Annotated in this window: 11 protein-coding genes; 4 read left to right on the top strand and 7 right to left on the bottom strand. The window is 35.0% G+C overall.

Annotated features, from left to right (window positions below; translation table 11 throughout):
• Position 1: 1 nt before the first annotated feature.
• From KWG70_RS04160 to KWG70_RS04150, 3 genes are all read right to left on the bottom strand, one after another.
• Entirely contained in the window at positions 2 to 1,057 is a 1,056-nt protein-coding gene (locus KWG70_RS04160) for an OmpA family protein (RefSeq protein ID WP_230934719.1), read from the bottom strand.
• 77 nt (positions 1,058 to 1,134) lie between these two features.
• A complete protein-coding gene (gene recJ, locus KWG70_RS04155) occupies positions 1,135 to 2,823 on the bottom strand; it encodes a single-stranded-DNA-specific exonuclease RecJ (RefSeq protein ID WP_230934718.1) in 1,689 nt (562 codons plus the stop codon).
• A 22-nt stretch (positions 2,824 to 2,845) separates the two neighbouring features.
• Positions 2,846 to 3,268, bottom strand: coding sequence for an OsmC family protein (locus KWG70_RS04150; RefSeq protein ID WP_230934717.1), 423 nt, complete (start codon positions 3,266 to 3,268; stop codon positions 2,846 to 2,848).
• Between the two features lie 58 nt (positions 3,269 to 3,326).
• Between KWG70_RS04150 and KWG70_RS04145 the strand changes: the two genes are divergently transcribed.
• From KWG70_RS04145 to KWG70_RS04135, 3 genes are all read left to right on the top strand, one after another.
• Complete coding sequence (locus KWG70_RS04145) at positions 3,327 to 3,929, top strand: carboxymuconolactone decarboxylase family protein (RefSeq protein WP_230934716.1); 603 nt, start codon at positions 3,327 to 3,329, stop codon at positions 3,927 to 3,929.
• Positions 3,930 to 4,097: 168 nt separating this feature from the next.
• Entirely contained in the window at positions 4,098 to 6,944 is a 2,847-nt protein-coding gene (locus KWG70_RS04140; protein ID WP_230934715.1) for a carboxypeptidase-like regulatory domain-containing protein, read from the top strand.
• Between the two features lie 5 nt (positions 6,945 to 6,949).
• On the top strand, positions 6,950 to 11,524 hold the full coding sequence (locus KWG70_RS04135; protein ID WP_230934714.1) for a TonB-dependent receptor plug domain-containing protein: 4,575 nt from the start codon (positions 6,950 to 6,952) through the stop codon (positions 11,522 to 11,524).
• A 53-nt stretch (positions 11,525 to 11,577) separates the two neighbouring features.
• Here the strand turns inward: KWG70_RS04135 and KWG70_RS04130 are convergent, their stop codons facing one another.
• The 3 genes from KWG70_RS04130 to rsmI are packed head-to-tail and all read right to left on the bottom strand — an operon-like array spanning position 11,578 to position 13,486.
• Positions 11,578 to 12,249 carry a hypothetical protein gene (locus tag KWG70_RS04130; protein ID WP_230934713.1) on the bottom strand — a complete coding sequence of 224 codons (672 nt, stop codon included), beginning with the start codon at positions 12,247 to 12,249 and terminating at the stop codon, positions 11,578 to 11,580.
• On the bottom strand, positions 12,246 to 12,815 hold the full coding sequence (locus tag KWG70_RS04125; protein ID WP_230934712.1) for a uracil-DNA glycosylase family protein: 570 nt from the start codon (positions 12,813 to 12,815) through the stop codon (positions 12,246 to 12,248). The genes KWG70_RS04130 and KWG70_RS04125 overlap by 4 nt, the downstream gene beginning before the upstream one ends.
• Entirely contained in the window at positions 12,815 to 13,486 is a 672-nt protein-coding gene (rsmI, locus tag KWG70_RS04120) for a 16S rRNA (cytidine(1402)-2'-O)-methyltransferase (RefSeq protein WP_230934711.1), read from the bottom strand. The genes KWG70_RS04125 and rsmI overlap by 1 nt, the downstream gene beginning before the upstream one ends.
• A 92-nt stretch (positions 13,487 to 13,578) precedes the next feature.
• Here rsmI and KWG70_RS04115 point away from each other — a divergent pair, with 92 nt between their 5' ends.
• On the top strand, positions 13,579 to 16,974 hold the full coding sequence (locus KWG70_RS04115) for a DUF7933 domain-containing protein (RefSeq protein WP_230934710.1): 3,396 nt from the start codon (positions 13,579 to 13,581) through the stop codon (positions 16,972 to 16,974).
• On the opposite strand, the gene KWG70_RS04110 is transcribed toward KWG70_RS04115, so the two are convergent.
• Positions 16,943 to 17,323: a DoxX family protein gene (locus tag KWG70_RS04110; protein ID WP_230934709.1), complete on the bottom strand. Its 381-nt coding sequence runs from the start codon at positions 17,321 to 17,323 to the stop codon at positions 16,943 to 16,945. The two genes, KWG70_RS04115 and KWG70_RS04110, sit on opposite strands and share 32 nt — an antisense overlap.
• Between the last annotated feature and the right edge of the window lie 5 nt (positions 17,324 to 17,328).

The raw sequence follows: 17,328 nt of genomic DNA, 5'->3' as shown, positions 1-17,328 counted from the left end.
GTTAGTTTTGAATTATTTTAAACTCTACTCGTCTATTTTGTTGTCGCCCTTCTTCTGTATCGTTTGTTAAAATTGGCTTGGAACTGCCAAACCCAAAAGATAGTATCTTAGACTCATCTAGACCTTGCGAAATTAAATAATCTGCGACAGCTTTGGCACGTTGTTTTGATAATTCTTTGTTTCTACTATCTAAACCAACATTATCAGTGTGTCCATAAATTTCGATACTTAAGTCTAAGTTTTTGCTCAGATGCTTATATAATTGATTTAATTCTTCTATCGAAGCTTCTAATAATTCAGACTTATCAAAATCAAACAATACGTTTTTGAAGATATAAATTTCATTGGTTTTTATACTTGATTCATCCGAGATCTGAATATCTTTTTTTAATGCTTTTTTTTCTAACGACTCTATCGAAACTTCATCAATATAATAATAAGAAAAGTAAAACTCGCTAGACGATAACACCTCCTGCTTTAGAGTTTTAGAGTTTCTATAAAAATTACCAATTGAAAAGTAGTTTTCATAACCTTCGGCAATAAACTCAAATGAATATTCCATCCAAGATTCTTTGTTAGAAAAATAAATCCCTTCTGTATTAGAATACAATTTAAATTTCTTCTTCGTGACTTTTGATGGTTTGATCACTTTCTCACAACTGTTTGAGTGATAGCACGGTTTTAACTGTTCTTCAGTCATTAAAATTTGAATATCTTTTAATGCATAAGATGATTGATCGGCAAGGCTTAAATAAAACATAAGCTTATACTTCTCTCCTTTTTTTAAAGTCTCAGATAGCTCACCTTGAACATACTCTCTATAGTTTTTATCTGTATAAAAATACATTCCTGCGTAGGCGTCACCCGTTTTAGGTTTTTGATATCCATTATAATTTTTAAGGCCTGCATTGCTACTACATTTGTCAAAAAAATCAGTCGATGCCATATTTGGTGTTGACCAATTAGAAACCTTACTATTAAATCCGCCTATATAAAAAACACATTTATCTGTTTTTTGAGATTCGAAACTAGGGTTTAACACAAGGTTTTGAGCCATTGAAAATTTCAGAAATAGTAAAAAAGAAAAGATGATGGTTAATTTCATAATGGAGTAACGCAAAACCAAGTTTTATATTACGATTTAATATCACGTAATTTCAGTTGTAAACTCACTTGACCTTGCCAATGGTTTTCATCGATAGAATACACTGCATTAAAAGGTTTTTGATTTTTAATCAAGGTGATTTTGTCACCTAAGTTAAATCCAATTCCCACAACTTTGTTATGGTCTTGAGTCGCTGTTAATCGTAAATGCTTGTCATCGTCTCCAACACATTTACCATAACCAGTATCTTTTAAATTTTCGGTCATGAAAATAGGGGTCATATTTCCTGGTCCGAAAGGTGCAAACTGACTAATAATTCGATAGAATTTTGGCGTAATCTCACGTAACTCTATTTGTCTATCGATTTTAATTTCTGGAGTGAGTAGACTTCTATCAATAGTTTTGGTGACCTCATCTTCAAACGCTTGCTTAAACGCTTCATAGTTTTCTTCTTTCAGCGTTAATCCAGCAGCATATTTATGTCCACCAAATTGTTCAATATGTTCACTACAAGCCTGTAACGCATTATACACATCAAAACCAGAAACCGATCGCGCCGAAGCCGCTAACTTATCACCACTTTTGGTAAAAACTAGCGTTGGTCTGTAGTAGGTTTCGGTGAGTCTAGAAGCAACAATTCCTATAACACCTTTATGCCATGTTTGGTCATAAACAACAGTTGTAAATCGTTCCTCTTCTTTATGTTCTTTAATTTGAAGCAACGCTTCTTCTGTAATACGTTTGTCGGCTTCTCTCCGATCTTGATTAAAGGTATTGATCTCTTGAGCATACTCTTGAGCAAGGGTTTCATTTGTTTCTGTTAACAAGCTAACAGCATAATTTCCATGCTTCATACGTCCGGCAGCATTAATTCTAGGAGCCACAATAAATACGACATCCGTAATTGTGAGTTGGTCTTTTTTTACTTGTTCTATGATGGCTTTTATTCCTGGTCTTGGTTGTGTGTTAATCACTTGCAATCCGAAATAGGCCAAAGCTCGATTTTCATCTACAATTGGAACAATATCAGCTCCAATTGCAGTTGCAACGAGGTCTAAATATTCAACAAGATCTTCTGTTGTTTTTCCCTCTTTTGAAGCTAATGCTTGAATAAGTTTAAACCCAACACCGCAGCCACATAATTCTTTAAAAGGGTACGAGCAGTTGTCTCGTTTAGGATCTAAAACAGCAATAGCTTTTGGCAATTTATCTCCTGGTCTGTGGTGATCACAAATAATAAAATCGATGCCTTTTTCCGAAGCATAATCAATCTTGTCAATAGCTTTAACACCACAATCCAAAGCAATGATAAGCGAAAACCCATTATCATGAGCAAAGTCAATTCCTTTGTAAGAAATCCCATAGCCTTCATCATATCGATCTGGTATGTAGGTTGCGATTTGATCTGATTTAGTTTTCAAATACGACGACATTAACGCAACCGAAGTCGTGCCATCAACATCATAATCACCATACACTAAGATATTTTCATTATCTGCTAACGCTATTTCGATACGTGCTACAGCCTTATCCATATCTTTCATAAGAAAAGGGTCATGCAAATCATCAAAACTTGGGCGAAAAAATGCTTTGGCATCTTCATAGGTCTCTATACCTCTTTGTGCTAATAAAGACGCAATAGACATATCTACCTGTAATGCTTTTTGTAAAGTATCTACCGTTTGAGGGTTAGGTTTTGGTTTTAAAGTCCAACGCATATACTAATATAGAAAATTTTCGCTATACGTTATGATAATGAATAGATGTTTTTACATCTGCAAATTTTCGGAACATTTCCATAACACCACAATACTTATCTATTGAAAGATCTACCGCTTTTTTAATCTTCTCTTCATCAAGATCTTTACCATACATATGGTATTCTACTGAAACGGTATGATAGTATTTTGGATGTTCATCGGTAAGCTCACCATAGGTGTCGATTCTAAAATCTGAAAAAGGCACTTTCATTTTCTTAAGAATAGAAACAACATCTAATCCAGAGCAGCCTGCCAATGACGACAGCATCATTGCTTTTGGACCTAATCCAGAATTGTGACCACCGTGTTCTGGCGTCGTATCCATAGTCACTAATTTACCATTAGGATTATCAGATTCAAATTGTAAATTTCCTTTCCAATGTGTGATAACTTTATGAGACATATCTGAAGAATTTTTCGTTTATTGTTATCTCAAAAATACCACTAAAAAAAACAAAAATATGCCATTAGTTACACCTTTATCTGCAGAACACGATCTAGAAACAAAACAACTTGCTGAATTTTTTAACGAGACCCTTGGGTTTTGCCCAAATTCGGTATTAACTATGCAACGTCGTCCTGCTATTAGTAAAGCATTTATCAATTTAAATAAAGCAGTTATGGCCAATGAAGGTCGCGTAACCTCAGCCTTAAAGCGTATGATTGCTTGGGTAAGTAGTAATTCTACTGGCTGTCGCTATTGCCAAGCTCATGCTATTCGTGCCGCAGAACGTTATGGCGCCGAACAAGAACAACTTGATAATATTTGGGAATACAGAACCCATCCTGCGTTTTCGGATGCCGAGCGCGCTGCCTTAGATTTTAGTTTGGCCGCTTCTCTTGTGCCTAATGCTGTAAACGCTGATATCAAAAAACGCTTGTATGAACACTGGGATGAAGGTGAAATTGTTGAAATGCTTGGTGTGATATCTCTGTTTGGTTACCTCAACCGATGGAATGACTCCATGGGAACATCTATTGAAGAAGGCGCTGTAGAAAGCGGAGATCAATACCTAGGTAAACACGGCTGGGAAAGCGGTAAACATGATGGTTCTCAATATTAGATTATGACTGTCTAATCCCTACAAAAAACTTTAAAATAATACATCCTCTTCTATTTGAAGGGGATTTTTTATTGAAGTACTTCACTCATTGAAACGTAGCTTTCACTCATTTCTGGTTTCTAAATCTCTAATACTGAAATAGATTTGAACCATTAAACCGTCAGTATTATGAAAAATCAATTACTTAAAAAACTATGTATGGGGTTGGTCATGTTTGTTTCGGCAAACTTGTTTGCTCAAGAAGGCATTGTGAGTGGCACCATAAATTCTGAAGTAGATGGTCTTCCGCTTCCAGGTGTTAGCGTTATAGTGAAAGGCACAACTAGAGGCGTTCAAACCGATTTTGATGGTAATTATAGTATTAAATGCAAAGTTGGAGAAACTTTAGTGTTTAAGTATATCGCTATGACAACCAAAGAGGTAAGGGTCACGTCAAAAATGCTAGGATTAGATTCTAACGATTTTTTTGTTGATCAAATTCCTATAAAACCTATTGAAAATGATGCATACAAGAATGCCATAAAAACTAAAGACCTTACTCAATTTAACGTACCCAGTTTAGACATTTCTAACAGAACTTATAACAAAGTCAATAATTACCAATATGATCGTATCAAGGAAATTCAAGTAAAGGACAACAAAGTAGATTTGACTTACTTTAATTCGGATATCTATTTTGAAATCAAATTCAATAGCAAGTTCGGAACTCAATTTTTTAAAGACGAGAACTTGCCTAAGTTACAATCTGTTTATGCTCAAGGTGCCTCTCTTAATGGTGAACTTGCTTTTTTAGGTGCCGAAACAGGTAATCCATTTTCTTATGGCCCAAAACTAAATAATCTAGAATTTGATGGTAGCATCTATGATTATGATGTTAACGGACAATTAGTTGCCCTTGGTAATGGCAATGGGATAGCTTCTAACCTATATGACAATGCCGTATTACAAACAACATACAAAACAGATAACACCCTTTCGTTTAGCGCATCTACAGATGGAAGTATTCTCGAACTTAACTATACAAACACCCAATTTAAAGATGTCTTCAACAGAGAGAAAAGCGTTAGCGATTTTATGAAAATCTCTTTTAATCAAAGCTACCGCAACTCTAAAAAATTGTCATGGGAATCTTATCTAAAGTTTGGAAAAAACAGAGACAATCAACCCAATGTAAATGGGTTTTTAAATAACACTTTATTAAATGCTTGGGCAACTCCAGCTAGTTTTAGTAATGCTCAAAATTCCATTTTAGCCAATAGCATGCAACGTCGTTTTAATACAAGCTTCAATAACCCTAATTGGTTATTAGACAATAATCGTAACTCCGAAAAAAACAAATTCTTTGTCGCTTATCTTAAAAATGGAATTGACCTATCTGAAACCGTTAATATTCATAACAGTTTAAGTTATACTAGAAATAAGGACACTCAAAATTTCGGGCTGGTAAATAATTCAGCTGGATTTGAAGATGGGTATTCTAGTGATAAAACTATTGAAAAGAACGTCTTCAATGCCATACTCGATTTTGAATATGAAAGTCACGATCGTAAAAATGAAATTCAAATCATCTCTAAACTCGACTTTTCTGCTGAAAACTTAATATATAACCTCAATGAAGGTATTGGTTTTAATTCATTTAGCTTTGAAAACCCGCAAACAATTAATACCATTAATAATCGCTTGAACAGAAATACATTGCGGATTCTAAACAAATTCACTTATGGCTTAAACTATTCTGATGTTGAGTTTACTATAGGTAATAATTCGTATATCTCATCTGTTCAAAACAATAAGTTGGCGCTTCCATTTTTACAATTTAATGCGGATCTCGAAAGGATATTCGACATTTATAATTTTAGCAATTTCAATATTTATGCTTCAACGTCTTTCGATGTTAATAACCCATCGTTGTTTTACAACAATCAAAGTCATAACAGCCTGACCTTATTACCATCACAAAGTTTAAACTACACGGCCAACAACGATTTGTTTTTGAGTGATGCTTTAGATCTAGAGGAAAAACAAAGCTATGCGTTTGGTGTAGATCTTGGATTTTATATCGGTAATACTTATTTCAATTTTGATCTGGATTATTTCAATACGCAAACTAAAGGTTCTGTGTTTCCAGTTTTTGAAAACAGCAATTACGTACTAAAGAACATTGCAGATATAACAAACAAAGGATTAGAAATGAGTCTCCATTCAAGACTTAGAATATCAGAAGATTTTTATTACAGTCCTACTTTTGTTTTTTCCACTAATAGGGCAAAAGTCACTAGCATAAATAGTGACGAAGAACGTGTTCCAATTGCCGGATTTTCATCGGTGTCTAAAAATCTTATTGTAGGAGAATCTGCCGGAGCCATTGTAGGATCTGCTTATGCTAGAGATAGTCAAAACAACATTATCATTGATAACGAAGGATTTCCCTTAGTGGCTAGTCAACCGCAAATTATTGGTGACCCAATTCCTGATTTTAATCTTGGAGTTAAGCAGTCATTTGCATGGAAAGATTTAAAACTAAAAGTTGTTTTAGATATCCAAAAAGGAGGAGATGTTTGGAATGGCACTCAAAATGTACTCAATTATTTAGGGAGATCTCAACAGTCTGCTAATGAAAGAACAATTACCAACTTTATATTCTCAGGCGTCAATCAGCAAGGACAACAAAATACAATTCCTGTTGATTTTTATAATCCGCAAAATGATATTTCACAAAACAGATTTGTACGCTATGGGTTTTCAGGCGTTGATGAAACAGCTATTCAAGATGCGAGTTATGTTAATATAAAATCAATCGACCTCTCTTATAACTTCGATTTTGACGACGACCGTTCTACTTTTATAAGAGAATTAACTCTTGGTTTGTACGCTAATAATCTTATCACATGGACCAAGTTTGATGGTGCCTCTCCTTATCGTAACCTCTACGACACATCATCTAGTCTTGGATTAAACTTCTTTAATATGCCAATTACAAGTGAGGTTGGTTTTATGCTCAACATTAAAATATAATCGTTATGAAAACTATAAAAAACACAGGTGTTTATTGTCTTTTAGCTTTTATTGTCATGACATCATTGACGGCTTTTAAAGCATATCAAAATACAATAGCTCCAGTAGAAAAAATATATACACAAACTGATAGACCATTTTACTTCCCTGGTGAGACACTGTGGTTTAAATCTTATATCGTTACCGAAAATAATACGGTTTCCAACCTTAGTGATGTCGCACATGCAGAACTTATTTCACCTAAAGGCGCTATAGTTAAATCTCTAAAGTTATCTATCAAAGATGGTTATGCCTATGGCGATTTTGATATTAACGCTAATTGGGTAGGCGGTATTTACACATTAAAAATCTATACGAATTGGATGCGTAATTTTGGTGAACACGCCTTTTTTACAAAACAAATAACAGTTCAAAAAGTGGTAAAACCTAACTTGCTTTTAACATTGGACTTTCAAAAAGAAGGCTACGGAAAAAACAGCGAAGTCATTGCCAATTTTGAAGTTAAAGACTTAAAGAACAAACCGCTTGCTAGTACAGAAATCACATATGAAGTCTCAGTAAAAGGACAAAAAATAATCACTCAAAAAGCAGTGACAGACATCAAAGGAAAAACAAATCCATCATTTACGCTTCCTAAAGAGTTGAGCTCTACAGATGTGGTTCTCAATATTCTTATTCCATACAAAGGATCAACAGAATCTATTTCTCGAAGTGTTCCTGTGGTCTTAGACAATCTTGATCTTCAGTTTTTTCCTGAAAGTGGACAAATCATAGCAGGAACTACAAATACTATTGCATTCAAGGCCCTTAATGAATTTGCAAAACCCGTTGATGTAAGCGGTGATATTATTGACAGCAAAGGTAACACTGTAGCCACATTTTCAAGTTTTCATGACGGTATGGGACGTGTTGCGATTTCCGCAGAACAAGGTGAAACCTATGTAGCAAAATTAAAATCGCCTTTTGCTTCTGAACGCGAAATTGTGCTTCCAAAAGTTCAAAACGAAGGAACTCGGTTTTCAGTAGAAACGGAAGAATCTAGAGCTAAAATCATACTGTTTTCTACTGAAAAAAAGTCATTACGCTTAGAGGTTTCAAGTGCTTCCAAAGTATTACTTGAGAAAAAAATATCTAACAACGAGAATTTTATTAGTATAAATACTGAAGACTTTCCAATGGGAATTACCAAATTCAGTATAAAAAATAAGGGAAATCAAATTGTGGCTGAACGTTTGGTGTTTGTCAATGCACATAAACAGTTAAATATTGCTATAGACTTAGAAAAAACCGTTTACGAAACTCGTGAAAAAGTAAAATTAAAGATCAATACTACAGATGCCAAAGGTCAGCCTTTGCCTTCCAACGTATCTATTGCTGTTGCAGACAACAAGTTGTTATCGTTTGCAGATGACAAGCAAGATCATATCCTGTCGTACTTATTAGTGTCTTCAGAATTAAAAGGAAAAATTCATAAACCAAGTTTTTACCTCAATCCTAAAGAAGAAAAATCTGCCGAAGCTTTAGACTATTTAATGCTTACGCATGGGTGGAGGAACTATATTGTGGATCCAAAAGTAACATTAGAAAATGCTGAGTTTTTACCAGAACAACATGCTATACAGACCGGAACCGTCGTTGATAAAAACGGAAAGCCAATTACAGCACATTTACTCCTTATGGATAGATCTGGTCATAAAATACTTGTATTTGATACCGAAGACGATGGGACATTTACATTTAAATTCACAGATAGTCAGCATCTGGTTCTATTGGCTTACAGAGATGATAGAAAATCTGTATTTATTAAAAAAACGAACTTTATTAATGGTCGCTATCAATATCATAAAGACGCTCCTTATAAAGAAAATACCGAAGACATCAAAGCTTTTGATAAAGAAGAAAAGCCTTTAAAAAAGAAGATTCTAAAAAAAGCAGAAGCAACAAAAATTGCGCTTACCGAAGATTCTAGCCAACTTGATGAAGTAGTTGTTGTAGGATATCGAACAACAAGTAAGAGCGCATCAACCACTTCTGTAGTAATAGTCTCAGAAGAAACCCTCTCAAACACATCTTCGGTAGCACAATTATTACAAGGGCAAGTGGCAGGACTTCATATCACAACAGCCAATGGTGCGCCTGGTGCAAACTCAACTGTCCAATTGAGAGGTGTTGGAAGTATCTCTGGAAATACCGAACCTTTGTTTATAGTCGACGGCGTCCCTGTAGACGAAAGTGTTTTTAGAAACCTTAATCCTTCAGACCTCTACAGTGTTGGCGTGATAAAAGATGCTGGAGCTACAGCAATTTATGGTTGTAGAGGTGCTAATGGTGTTATTGTTATTCAAACCAATAGTGGTGGTTATATTAATAATAGTTCAAAGAAAAAATTAAATAATGCCAAGTTCAATAACTATGGTATCGCCTATTTTCAAAACTCGAAACCAGCGCGACTCTCTCGCTCAAAAGAATTTTACGTTCCTGTTTATGTAGGTGGAAATGCTACAAGCGAAAGAACCGATTTTAGACAAACTATTTATTGGAATCCAGTGGTTCAAACAGATGCTAATGGACAAGCAGAAGTTGAGTTTTACAATAATGATGCCATCACCTCTTTTAAAATTACTACTGAAGGGGTTGGCTTTAATGGTATGATTGGAAGACAAGAAGAAACCTATGCCACAAAAAAATTATTGAATGTCGATTTTAAGTCACCTAACTATATGGCGCTTAAAGATGTCGTGATTTTACCATTGACCATAACAAACGAGACCGATAAAGACATTACTGCTGATATCGAAATTATACTACCTAAACAGTTAAAGTTTATCGAAAGTTATGACGGTCAAGTCACTGTTAATGCCAACAGCTCGGTGTTGAGAAACGTTCGTGTAGTTCCTATTGAAAAAGTGGAAAAAGCAACGATTGAAGTTCATATAAACTCTGAAACTCTAAGTGACGTGGTTAAAAAGAAGGTGACGATTTTAAGTCCGTACTTCCCAACAGAAACCTCGATTTCTGGTTCTAAATCTGGAGTCTACCAATTTGATATTAATAGTGTTGTTGACGGAAGTCTAAGCGCCGAATTCAATATTTACACAGATGTTATTGGTGACGTAATGAACGGAATAGAATCTTTAATAAGAGCTCCTTACGGTTGTTTTGAACAGACCTCATCATCAACATATCCAAACATTATGGTGCTTCAGTATCTTAAAGAATCTGGTAAAAGCAATCCTGAAATAGAAGCCAAAGCTTTAGATTTTATTGATAAAGGTTATAAGCGTCTCATTGGGTTTGAAACCAGAAAAGGTGGTTTTGAGTGGTTTGGAAAAACACCTCCTCATGAAACCTTAACGGCTTACGGTATTTTAGAGTTTACTGAGATGAAACAGGTCTATGATAATGTAGATCAAGCCATGATCGATAGAACTGTACAATGGCTCATGAGCAGAAAAGACGGGAAAGGTGGCTTTAAAAAAAGTACTAAAGGTTATGATAGTTTTGCGAGCTCTCCAGCCGATGTTGCCAATGCTTATATCGTCTATGCGATTAGCGAAGCAGGAATTGATGTAGACCTCAGCTTAGAGTACGAAGCAGCATTTAAAGATGCTCTAAAAAGTAAAGATGCTTATAAAATGGCAATGATGGCCTTAGCGAGCTATAATCTTAATAAGCCAGAAAATGCAAGTATACTTATTGGTAAACTTAAAGATCAAATCTTTAAGGGTGATTTTAAAGGTTTACCTGTGAAAAACACCATTACAAGGTCCTACGGAAATGCAAAACATATAGAAACTACCGCTTTTACCTTATTAGCTTTAATGAGAGAAGTTCAGGCAGATAAAGTTTTGATTGCTAAAGGTGTTGAGTACTTAGTAGGTCTAAGAAAGTACGATAGATTTGGTTCTACGCAATCTACAGCTATGGCATTAAAAGCATTGATCAATTATACTAAAATGCAAAAACAGCATATTATCAAAGCTAATGATACCGTAGAATTAACAATTAATGGTCAGTCTCTAAAAAGACGATTGAATATTAACTCTCAAGGAAAGATCGTCATTGATAGTTTAGAAACTTATTTCAAAAAAGGGCAACAAAAGATTCAAGTGCAATTTGCTAATGATGACGTCACTTTTCCATATTGTTTAACTATAAACTGGGATAGTTATGTTCCAGATTCCTCTTCTGAAAATCCGCTAAAATTAGACACTAAACTTCTTGAAAGTAAGTATAAAGTTGGTGACAATGTGAGTATGACTATACACGTATCTAATGCTAAAGCAGAACCTTTAGGAATGGTGACATCTATTATTGGTATTCCATCTGGAACTACAGCACAACCTTGGCAATTGAAAGAACTATTAGAAGAAGAAAAAGTAGCCTATTATGAAGTGTTTGATAACTATCTGGTGTTTTACTGGAGGTCGCTCAAACCTTCTGAAACAAAAACCATCAGGCTTGACCTCAAAGCCGATATTGCAGGTGACTATCAAGCACCTGCCAGTACTGCCTACTTATATTATGGTGATGAATTCAAAACTTGGATTGAAGGAAATACAATTAAGATTTTGAATTGATGGTTGTCATATTTTAGTTGTTGAATGAGGCCTCTTCAGAAATGGAGAGGCTTTTAATATTTAAACACCTCCAAGTATTTTGTTTCTTCAGATGCCATACACTTAACTTTAAACTTTAAGTCTGTCGATAGATAATAAGTACTTTCAAACCAAATATTGTCAAATGTAAAATATAAAGCTTTATTTTTTCCTATATCTAGTATCGTTAAATCAGTCCCTCCATTATAATGCCCATAGCTATATACTAATGTATCTGTAATAAAATAGGGTTTATCTGGAAGCAAATAAACCGCATTGGTTTTGGTGTCGATTAATATAGAACTTGAACCTTCATAATAGTTTTGAAAAATAATAACATAGTTTTTATACAGAGCTTTAAATGTGTATGTCATGTATGTTTTATCTTGAACTAAATTATTATGAACCGTAATATTTTTCCCATCAAAAGTCTCAAAAACAAATTTGTTGTTTTTCTTTTTAAAAAGCTTAGGGTATTTACTCTTTAGTACATTTTCTATTGAATCACTATTAGAAATTAAGCTAAACTTTTCAGCAATTGATATTTTGTTAGAATTATAGTTTTTAGCAGTTATTTCTCTTAAATTAAACTTAAGCGCTGAAGTAGCAACACTAGTTGTTGACAACAAGTCGCATTCATCTCTCTCTTGAGAATAACTCATATTGCAAATAACTATAACTAATAATAAAAGAACTTTTCTTCTCATAATAGAGGTTCAATACGTTTCTTCAACTCTGGCAACACTTCGGTTTCAAACCAAGGGTTTTTAGCTAGCCAAAAGCGATTTCTGGGGCTAGGATGTGGCAAGGTGAAATATTGAGGCAAGTAGTCTTTATAATTAGCAACGGTTTCGGTTAAAGTGCGCTTAGCCTGATCTTTCAAATAATATTTTTGCGCATACATGCCAATTAAAATCACCAACTCCACATGTTTCATATGATCAAATAAGGGTTGGTGCCATTGTGGTGCACATTCAGTTCTTGGCGGCAAATCTCCACTTTTTCCTTTTCCAGGATAACAAAACCCCATAGGTATTATGGCAAATTTACGTTCATCGTAAAAGTCGTCATCAGAAACACCAAGCCATTTACGTAATTGCTTTCCGCTAGCATCATCCCATGGGATTCCTGAGGCATGTACTTTTGTTCCTGGTGCCTGACCTATAATAACGATTTTAGAATCTGGATGTCCACTCGCAATTGGACGCGGACCAAGCGGTAAATGCTTTTCGCAGATGCTACATTGTCTAATATTGTTAAGTAAAACTTCCATTATTTTTTCCCGCCTACTATAATCACTATTTCGCCTTTTGGCGGCTTATTGGTATAATGCTCCAAAACCTCTTTTGCACTACCTCTTATGGTTTCTTCATAAAGCTTGGTTAATTCTCTTGATACCGAAACCAATCGATCGTCTCCAAAATATTCACAAAAATTAGTGAGCGTTTTTATCAGTTTGTGCGGACTCTCATAAAACACCATAGTTCGGGTTTCTTCAGCCAATAATTTTAACCGTGTTTGTCTTCCTTTTTTTACCGGAAGAAAGCCTTCAAATACAAATTTGTCGTTTGGTAATCCTGAGTTGACCAATGCAGGAACAAAAGCCGTTGCGCCTGGTAAACAATCGACTTCAATGTTGTTTTCAATACAAGCTCTAGTTAATAAAAACCCAGGGTCTGAAATTGCTGGAGTTCCAGCATCACTAATGAGTGCGATAGACATTCCGCTTTTTAATTTTTGTACGAGTTGATCCACCATTTTATGCTCATTATGCATATGATGACTTTGCATTGGTGTTCCAATCTCAAAATGTTTCAAAAGCTTTCCAGATGTACGTGTATCTTCAGCTAAAATCAAATCAACATCATTTAGAACTTCAATAGCTCTAAATGTCATGTCTTTTAAATTTCCGATAGGTGTTGGTACAATATAGAGTTTGCTCATTTGTAAGAGATTTCTTTTCAAATTTACAATGTTTTAGACTATATTAACGCAACCTTTCGCAATAATTAGCGTCTTGTATTAAACCATCCTTTATGATTGGAAAATTTTTCCGCTTAATTTTCTTTCTATGTGCTTACAGTCAAATTTATGGGCAAACTACAGATTTGTCTATTGTTGCTCAAGCTCAAAATACAAGTGGTAGTGCCGTATCGCAAGTAGAAATTTTTCAAGATTTTCAATACATCATAACCATAATCAACTCTGGTAATACTGTAAACGATGCGACATTTGAAATTACAATGGACAATGATTTGGCAAATTTAGATATTGATGCCATTAGTTCTCAAAATAATTCTGGAGGTGCCTCTGATGCATCAAACCTTAATCTAAACGGAAGTATTCTTACTGGAACCGTTGCTAATTTACCGAGTGACTCTAGTGTGGAATTAAAAATTGAAGTCACAGCTCCTCCTCAAGTTGGAGGTATTGCTATTAATGCGATAATCACGCCGCCTAATGGAACAACAGATACAAACAACTCTAATAACCAGTCGCTAATCTCTATTGATGTGATTGATGTGCTTATAGATTTTACTGTAGAACATTCTCAAATTTCTCCTACTCAAGGCACACCTATTCCTTCATGGAATACTTTTGTGACCTATCAATTTACCATTACCAATAATAGTGATATTGACTTCCCTTTAACTGAGATCATAGGTGAGCTTAATTTACTTTCAGATCTAGACTATGGTCGACCAAATGTAAAATTAGAATCTATTGAATGTATTGGCACCACTAATGGAACAGAATGTCCAGATGTTTCAGGACTTGCTCCTGGAGCGCCTAATTTGATTAGTGCCACTACAGATATGTTTTCTATTGGAGCTCCGCTTATATTTACCGCAGGAGGTTCGGCTACTTTTGAAATAGTATATGAATATCTTGATCCGTCTTGTGCTGTAGAGCAAATGCCTATTTCGGTGTCGAGTATTATACGGATAGAATTAGATCACGCTAATGTGTCACCAAGCGAATCAGATCCGGTCATTACACCATTACTAGAAGCTGAACTATGTCAGTTAACAGATCTTTGTATTGACACTATCCAAATCGATCCAGATCCTGCAACTGTAGCCGATTGGAATGAGGAAGTGACTTTTGAAACTACCATTTGCAACAATGGTCCATTGGATGCTAATGCTGCATTCTTTCTTCAAAATTTATCACCAGCAATTGAATGGCAGATCATTTCAGTAAACTGTACACAAACCACAGGAAATATAAGTTGTGATGATATCAATATAAATGTCGACGATCTATTTTGGGTTAGTGACCCCTTTCTAATGCCTGTTGGTGCTACAATCACGATTACGACAGTCGTTATATTTTTAGAGCCCGAATGTTCTTTCAGTACCGATATAAGTATGGCCAATATTAGAAGTGGGACAAATGTGCTTGAAGCCGATATATTAGATTCTAACGTTCAAAATAGTTCGCAAACCGATTTTGTTATGTTGCCTGCAACAGAGGCTTGCCCTACAATAAATTTAGAAGTCACAAAAACGCAAATCGATCCTGTATTACCTATTGGTGAGTCACCTGATAATACCATACAAGCCGGAAATGTGACCTATGAAATTACAGCTTCAAACCTCAGTGATTTAGATACAGAAATTGAATTGATAGACTTTACCGAAAATTTAGGAAATATAGGTTACACTGGTGAACTGGTCTCGGTAGACTGTATTTCAACAACAGGTAACGCACAATGTTTTACTATAAATACCGCCAATATTGGTGTGCCTTTAGATGGTATCTCTCTTAATGGTGAACCTGATATCTTTTGGGAAATTACCGAAGCCGATAATTGGACTTTACCAGCCAATAGCTCGGTGACGTTTCATGTTACAGTTGCCTGGGAAACCGATTGTGATGTCAATGCTATACCTGTTTTTAATTCTGTAGAAATCAATCATGCCAATAGTTCTTTTGATAATAATCCAGCAAATAATGAAGACACTGTCACAACATTTATTGCGCCTTGTGTTGATTTAGTGGTTCAAACATTTCCAGAATTTACTCAAGTAAATATCAATCAAAATTTTAACTGGATTATCGATATCACAAATAGTGAAAACAGCTCAAATGCTATTAATATCGACTTTGAAGATACTATTAATGACGTATTTATAACCAACGGCACGCCTACTTGTGTCGTTACTAACGGAAATGCAACATGCAGTACAGACCTTACTATAACTAATAATAGTGTCACAGGAACTATTGCTAATATGGATGCAGGTTCTACGATAAGAATTACAATACCGGTTACAGCTCCTAGTTTTGGAGGTGCTTATAATAATATTGCCGTAGCTACACCAAATGAAAATGATAATTCTGAAATTTCACCAGAAACCAATACTTCTATTAGTAATGTTCAAATTGTGGCTCCAGTTCTTGACAAAAACTACAATCCGGATACTATAATCATTGGAGAACAAAGCACTCTAACATTTACCATTACTAATTTACCGTCAAACCCATCTCAGAGTGACATTTCATTTACTGATGTGTTTCCTCAAGAGATTACTTTAGTTTCGGCACCAGATTGGGTGATGAGTAATGGTTGTACAGCAACATTTGTTGGGAATACTGGAGATAATTTTGCAGGTGTTACTAATTTGGTTTTTCCTGAAGGCGTAGCCTCTTGTACTTTTGATGTTGTGGTCACTTCCAATACGCCTGGAGTCTATCTTAATGACACTAATAATTTTGAATCTCAAAACAATATAGATACGTCTCAAACGAATGCAACATTAACGGTGTTAGATGATAATTCTGATGTAGATATTCAAGTTTTGAAAACTGTTTCTCCGCAAGAAGCTTCAATTGGAGATCAAGTCACTTTTCAAATTACTGCTACTAACTTGGGAACGTCTCAAGGTACTACAATAGAAATACTCGATGTATTTCCAAATGGAATGAGTTTCATATCGACATCCACTTCAGCAGGAACATTTGATAGCTCAACATTTATTTGGTCTATTAGTGCATTAGATAGTAATCAATCTGAAATATTAACTATTGTTGCTCAAGTTACTTCAAGTTCTGATTTACTAAACGTGGCCTTACTCAATAGTTTAGAACAACCTGATCGAGATGAGACCAACAACATGGACGATGCTGAAGTTACTGTTGGCTTTTGCCTATATATCCCTGAAGGGTTGTCGCCAAATGATGATGGCTTAAATGATGTGTTTTCTATAGAATGTATCGAAGAATATCCTAATAACCTTATTAAGATCTACAATAGATTGGGTGTACAAGTTTATGAAAGCAAGAATTACGAAAATAATTGGAATGGAACACCAAATATGGGTATACCAACAACTTCAGGATTACTTCCTGTTGGTACTTATTTTTATATTTTAGACCTAAATAACGGAGAAAAACCTATCCTAGGCTGGGTGTATTTAAATTATTAGAGCGTACACGTTTTCCGAGAAAATACGACACTAATAACATAGGGATTCCTGCTACCGAAAGTCCTATTGCATGTCCTGCATTTTGATGCGCTGCAGTTGCTAAAATCAAATCAAAGAAAAAACCTGCATAAGCCCATTCTGTAAGCCAATTGCTTTTTCTCCATAATATCATAATAACACCTAAGACTTTAATGATCGCTAACGGAATCACAATATAAGAGGGGTAACTAAGTGCTTCAAAATACCCTTTTACCATTTCAGTATTGAAAAAATACATCTGTGCAGAATATAAAAATATAAGCGATAAGAGGATTGTAGAAATCCAATATACAATTTTGGTTGTTCTCATTTGGT

Source organism: Psychroserpens luteolus (assembly GCF_021032705.1).
Classification (GTDB): Bacteria; Bacteroidota; Bacteroidia; order Flavobacteriales; family Flavobacteriaceae; genus Psychroserpens; species Psychroserpens luteolus.
Note: the sequence above shows the minus strand (reverse complement) of the source record. Positions and strands in the feature narration are given on the sequence as shown.